Here is a 4,320-nt window from a genome sequence, read left to right as displayed (position 1 = left end):
GACGCGCCGCACCGTCTCGCCGCCGAGTGCCGCGCGGTCGATCCCGAGCGCGTCGAGGCGCGCGCGCGTCTGCCAGCTCAGGAAGCCGCCGCACAGCGCATCGCCGGTCTCGCGCGAGCGTTCGAGCAGCAGCACCTTCGCGCCCGCCCGCGCGAGGCCGATCGCCGCCGCCGACCCGGCGGGTCCGGCGCCGACGACGATCACATCATTCACCGGATGCGCTCGACGCAGAGGCGATAGGGAAAGCTGCGGAAGATCCGGCATTCGGCGGCGGTGTCGGGCAGCGCCTCGGCGAGCATCGCCTGCCACTCGCCGCGGCGAAAGCTGCGCCCGACCGACAGCTGCCCGTCGCGGCGCACGATCGGATCGACGAAGGCGAGGCTGGCGAGGAGCGGATAGCCCGCGAAGGGCAGGCGCCGGCGGTGGAGGTCGTTGACCAGCCAGCCGCGCGCGGATTCGCTTTCCATGAAGCGCAGAAAGCCGCTGCGCTGTGCCGGCGTCATATGGTGGGTGACGAGGCTCGACAGGATGATGTCCCACCCCTGCCCCGCGAGGTCGCGATAATCGCCGGTGATCAGCCGCGCGCGGCCGCCGAGCCGCGCCTCCGCGACGGGCGCGCTCTTCGGGTTGAGGTCGATGCCCACGAGATCGAGCGGCACGCCGTGCGCCTCGCCCCAGCGCGCGACCGCCGCGAGCATGTCCCCCGCGCCGAAACCGACGTCGAGGATGCGCCACGGCTTCGCACTGGCCCCGCGTGCGCGGACGCGGCCCAGAAAGCCGAGCGTGGGCCGCCTCGCGAGCGTCAGCCCGTTGATCCGCGACAGGTCGGCTAGCACTTTCGCATAGCGCGCGGGCGGCAGTTCGGCGGCATCCATCTCCTCCTCGCGCTCGATCGGTTCGGCGAGGCTGGCAAAGGGGTTCATGCCGTAAACCGGATCGCCTCGGCGGCGAGGCCGGGGCCGAAGGCGATCGCGATCCCCGGCCCGCTTGCGCCGCGCGCCATCATCGCGGCGAGCACGAACAGGATCGTCGCCGACGACATATTGCCGAAGCGCGCGAGTACCGCGCGGCTGTCCGCCAGCGCATCGGGCGGCACTGCCAGCGCATGTTCGACCGCGTCGATGACCGAGCGGCCCCCGGCATGAACCGCGAGCAGCGGCAGCGCGCCACCCTCGCCGAACAGCTCCTGCTGCACCGCCGGATCGGCGAGTGCCTCGCGCAGCCGCCCCGGCACCTCGCCCGACAGATGCATTTCGAAACCCTTGTCGCCTATGTCCCAGCGGATCAGGTCGGCGCTTTCTTCGAGCGCGAGGCTGCGCCCCTCGCCGAGCGCCAGCCCGTGCGGCTCTGCGGAGACGATCCCCGCCGCCGCGCCGTCGCTGAATTGCAGCATCGCAAGCAGAGGCTCGGGCTGGTCGGCGAGGCTGAGGTGGAGCGTCGATAGCTCGACGCTGACGACGAGCACGACGGCATCGGCGTCCGAGCGCACGATGTGCCGCGCGGTGCGGAGCGCGGTGACCCCGGCATAACAGCCCATGAAGCCGATCAGCACGCGCTCGACCGTCGGCGAAAGGCCGAGGCGGCGCGCGAGAATCTGGTCGATCCCCGGCGCGACGAAGCCGGTGCAGCTCGCGACGACGATATGGCTGATGCGCGCCGGATCGAACGCGTCGCCGAGTTCCGCGATGGCCTGCAGCGCCAGTTCGGGCGCATGCTCGGCATAGGCCGCCATGCGCGCCGAGGTCGGGGGCAGGCCGGGCACGTCGTAAAAGCCGCCCCGCGCGACCGGCGATCCGCCGCTTGCCGTGGGCGGGAGCACCGACCAGCGATGATCGATCCCCGATCGCGCCGCCATGCGCGCGAACAACGCGCGGAGGCGTTCGTCGGTCAGCCGTGGGGCCGCCCAGTCGATGAACGCCGCATGGATGTCATGATCCGGCACCGCCGTGGCGAGCGCGTTGAGGCGGGGAAGAACGGGGCTGTTCATGGCGCTGGTTAAACCGAAAAGGGGCGGCACCGCCAGCCGATAAGCACCCGACCGGCTTTACCGCGGATTAACCATGGAGCGGCTAGGATGCCGCCCCGTGACGCTGCGCCTTTTATCCCCGTTTTTCCTGTGGCTTGCCATTCCCTCGGCGGCTTCGGCGCAGTGCATGCTCTGCGGCAAGCCGGACGGCGGGCCGATCGCGACGAGCCGCAAAGCCGAGATGCCGCTTCATATCGACATCGAAACCCAGCTCGACATGGGCCGCGTCGCGGCGGGTGCGGGCAGCGGCGAGGTCGAGCTCGACCCCGTCACCGGCGCGCGCCGCGTGCGCGGCGACGTTCGCGATCTCGGCGGCTTCGCGGTGTCGGGCACGGTCACGGTGCGCGGCGAGCCCGGCGCCGAGGTGCGCGTCTTTCTCCCCGCGTCGGTCGATCTCGAAAGCGGCAGCGGCGGCACCGCGCGCGTGGTGGGTCTGGCGACCGATCTCGCCGCCGCCCCGCGCCTTGGCCCAGATGGCCGTCTTCAATTCCGCTTCGGCGGCCGGCTGCAGGTCAGCGGGGCGAGCGACGGTGACTATCGTGGGCGGATTCCGGTGACGGTGGAATATCAATGAGAGCGGCGGTCCGGTTTCTGCGCCAAAGGGTGGAAACGCGATACTGGCTGTGACAGATAAGGGCCATGGACGAGATTCCGCACCGGCCCGGCAAGCTGACGCGCGAACAGCAAAGAGCGGTCAAGCAGCGCCAAAAGGACTTCGCAGCCGCACTCAAAAGCCAGGCACGCGCGGCGCATTGGCGCTATGCCGGGGGCTGGATATTTCGCCAGTCGGGCGACTGGTTCGTCGATGTGCTTCCGTGGCTTTTGCCGGAACGCGGGGCCGGGCTTCGGCTCCTGATCAAACCGATGGCGCTCGATCCGCTCTTTTGGGATATCGTCGGCGCGAGCGAAAATCATTCGCTCCCGCTCTCCTTTCGCGCCAACGGGGCATGGGTGCTGCGGCCCGCCACGATCGATAGCCAGGCCGGACTCGATCAGGCCGATGTGGAACTGCTCGCCACCGAAGTTCTCGGGGTCGCCGACCGGCAGACAGAGGCGCTTCTCGAAACCATGTCCCTTGAATCGATGCTGGCGGCGTTGCCGGACAAGGACGATCTTTTCGGGCAGCAACGCGTGCTTGCCATCTGCCTTCTTATCCTTGCCGGACAAACGGAAACGGCATTTGACCTTTGCCGGATAAGCAGCAGCGAAGATCACCCCATAGTCAGGGGCAGCGGGTTCCTGACCCGGAATCCCGATGGCTCGGTATCGACCTTTCTCGATCAGGCGCGCGACTGGATTGCCCGCGAGCGGCGTGGTGCCTTGAGGATCGTTTAGCGCTTTCATCGCCCGAAGGAGAATGGGCAACGCCTCTTTATGGGCGCGTTCCGAACAATGCCGTCCCAACCCGCACATGCGTCGCGCCCAGCATCACCGCGCTCTCATAATCGCCGCTCATGCCCATCGAGCGGAGCGGCAGGCCGTTGCGCTCGGCGAGTTCGTCGAGCAGCGCGAAATAAGGCGCGGGTTCGACGTCGGCGGGCGGGATCGCCATCAGGCCTTCGATGGTCAAACCCGCTTCGGCGGCTTCGGCGAGCAATGCGGGGAGGTCGGCGACCGCGCAGCCGCCCTTCTGCTCCTCGTCGCCGATATTGACCTGCACGAACAGTTGCGGCTGGCGGCCCAGCTTTGCGCAGGCCTTGGCGAGCGCCTGCACCAGCGAGGGGCGATCGACCGAGTGGATCGCGTCGAACAACTCTACCGCTTCCTCGGCCTTGTTCGACTGGAGCTGACCGATCAGGTGGAGCGTGATGCCGCCCGCCTCGGCGCGGAGCGCGGGCCATTTCGCCGCGGCTTCCTGGACGCGATTCTCGCCGAAATGGTGCTGGCCGGCAGCGATCAGCGGACGGATCGTGTCGGCGCCGTGCGTCTTCGACACCGCGATCAGGGTGATGTCGTCCGCTTTGCGCTGCGCGCGCCTGGCCGCTTCCGCGATGTTCGCTTTCACGTCTGCCAGCCTGTCCGCGGCGTCTGCCATATGCTTTTCCTTGATGAGCCTGCGTTGCGCGCGCCCGCGACGCGCCTATAGGAAGGGCGATGGTCCGGCGCCACCCTTTCCCTGACATCTGGCTTTTCAGCGACGAGCGACTCGCGGCGGGCATGGCCGAAATCGCGGCGATCCTGCCGCCCGGCAGCGGCATCGTCGTGCGGCACGGCAGCCTGCCGCCGGGCGCGCGCTGGCGGCTGCTGCGCCGGCTTGCCCGGACCGCGCGGACGCGGGGCTTGCTGCTGCTGCT

6 protein-coding genes and 1 pseudogene are annotated in these 4,320 nt (G+C 69.1%); 3 read left to right on the top strand and 4 right to left on the bottom strand.

Annotated features, from left to right (window positions below):
- The 3 genes from ACE3SL_RS14390 to ACE3SL_RS14380 all read right to left on the bottom strand — a co-directional run.
- A partial coding sequence (locus tag ACE3SL_RS14390) for an FAD-dependent oxidoreductase (RefSeq protein ID WP_374526414.1) occupies positions 1 to 213 on the bottom strand: 213 nt, incomplete at its 3' end.
- Positions 210 to 923 (bottom strand): methyltransferase domain-containing protein, encoded by a 714-nt coding sequence (locus ACE3SL_RS14385; protein WP_374526413.1) that lies wholly within the window; start codon positions 921 to 923, stop codon positions 210 to 212. The genes ACE3SL_RS14390 and ACE3SL_RS14385, both read right to left, overlap by 4 nt.
- Complete coding sequence (locus ACE3SL_RS14380) at positions 920 to 1,987, bottom strand: type III polyketide synthase (RefSeq protein ID WP_374526412.1); 1,068 nt, start codon at positions 1,985 to 1,987, stop codon at positions 920 to 922. The genes ACE3SL_RS14385 and ACE3SL_RS14380 overlap by 4 nt, the downstream gene beginning before the upstream one ends.
- Positions 1,988 to 2,153: 166 nt before the next feature.
- Here ACE3SL_RS14380 and ACE3SL_RS14375 point away from each other — a divergent pair, with 166 nt between their 5' ends.
- Entirely contained in the window at positions 2,154 to 2,600 is a 447-nt protein-coding gene (locus ACE3SL_RS14375) for a DUF4402 domain-containing protein (protein ID WP_374526411.1), read from the top strand.
- Positions 2,601 to 2,665: 65 nt separating this feature from the next.
- Positions 2,666 to 3,361, top strand: a complete 696-nt coding sequence (locus ACE3SL_RS14370) for a hypothetical protein (protein ID WP_374526410.1) — start codon at positions 2,666 to 2,668, stop codon at positions 3,359 to 3,361.
- A gap of 37 nt (positions 3,362 to 3,398) precedes the next feature.
- Here the strand turns inward: ACE3SL_RS14370 and ACE3SL_RS14365 are convergent, their stop codons facing one another.
- Positions 3,399 to 4,061 (bottom strand): YggS family pyridoxal phosphate-dependent enzyme, encoded by a 663-nt coding sequence (locus ACE3SL_RS14365; RefSeq protein WP_374526409.1) that lies wholly within the window; start codon positions 4,059 to 4,061, stop codon positions 3,399 to 3,401.
- A 59-nt stretch (positions 4,062 to 4,120) separates the two neighbouring features.
- Between ACE3SL_RS14365 and ACE3SL_RS14360 the strand changes: the two are divergent.
- Positions 4,121 to 4,320 (top strand): annotated as a pseudogene (locus ACE3SL_RS14360) (thiamine phosphate synthase); the annotation flags it as partial.

The sequence above is a fragment of the Sphingopyxis sp. genome, from assembly GCF_041916015.1.
In the GTDB taxonomy this organism is placed as follows: Bacteria; Pseudomonadota; Alphaproteobacteria; order Sphingomonadales; family Sphingomonadaceae; genus Sphingopyxis.
Note: the sequence above shows the minus strand (reverse complement) of the source record. Positions and strands in the feature narration are given on the sequence as shown.